Here is a 1,028-nt window from a genome sequence, read left to right as displayed (position 1 = left end):
TATCGCACCCGTTACCGCGCCCTGGTCGAGCCCGTGCTGGCCCGTGCCGGCTTGCGCTCGAACTGGCGCATCTTCCAGCAGAAAACCGTACCGCAGATTCTCGAACTGATGCTCAGGCGCCAGGGCATTGCCCGTTTCGAAATCAAGAGCATGGGCGAGCACCAGGTGCGCGAGTTCTGCGTACAGGCCGGTGAAACGGACCTCGACTTCATCGCCCGCCTGGCGGGTGAAGAGGGTTTTGTCTATCGCTTCGAGCACACACCGAAACACCACCTGCTGGTCATCACCGACCGGCTGCTGGCGCTGGGGCAGATCAGCCGAGGCGCGATCAAGGCCGACGACGAGGATGAAGACTTCTTCGATGAAGACGACATCGGCCCCGACCAGGTGCTGTACCGCGCCAACAGCGGTGGTGACCAGGCCAGGCCTTGCCTGCGCCGCCTGCGTTACAGCGAACAGGTGCGCACCGCACGCCAGGTGCAGCGGGACTACACCTTCACCAACCCGCAATACCGGCAGGAACACCGCGCAAGTGACAGTGGCATCACCCATCAGTCCCGGGACTATGAGCGCTTCGACTACCCCGGCCGCTACAAGCGCGATGCGGTCGGTGTGCCCTTCACCGCTACCCGCCTGACGGCCCTGCGCCATGACGCCCGTATTGCCGAAGTCGAGGGTGACGATATACGCCTGCAACCGGGGCTGAGCTTTACCCTCATCGAGCATCCGCGCAAAGACCTCAACGCCCATTGGCGCGTAATGCGTGTACGTCACGAGGGCAGCCAGTTCACCAGCCTGCAAGAAGAAGCTGCCGGGGCCGAACAAGGAACGCGCTACTCGCAGGAAGCCGTGCTGGTGCCCGGTCGGATCGAATGGCGACCGGCGCCATTGCCCAAACCACGCATCGACGGCCCGCACATGGCCACGGTCGTCGGGCCGCCCGGGGAAGAGATCTACTGCGACGAGTGGGGCCGGGTCAAGGTGAGCTTCCCCTGGGACCGGGAGAGCGAGAACAACGAGTTCAGCTC

Annotated in this window: 1 protein-coding gene; it reads left to right on the top strand. The window is 64.1% G+C overall.

Annotation, left to right across the window (positions count from 1 at the left end; translation table 11 throughout):
• Positions 1 to 1,028 (top strand): type VI secretion system tip protein TssI/VgrG (gene tssI / locus J5M58_RS25745; protein ID WP_207880120.1); only part of this gene is annotated, 1,028 nt, incomplete at both ends.

Source organism: Pseudomonas sp. 32_A (assembly GCF_017490905.1).
Classification (GTDB): domain Bacteria; phylum Pseudomonadota; class Gammaproteobacteria; order Pseudomonadales; family Pseudomonadaceae; genus Aquipseudomonas; species Aquipseudomonas inefficax.
The sequence above is the reverse complement of the archived record's forward strand: the minus strand, read 5'-3'. Positions and strand labels throughout refer to the sequence as shown.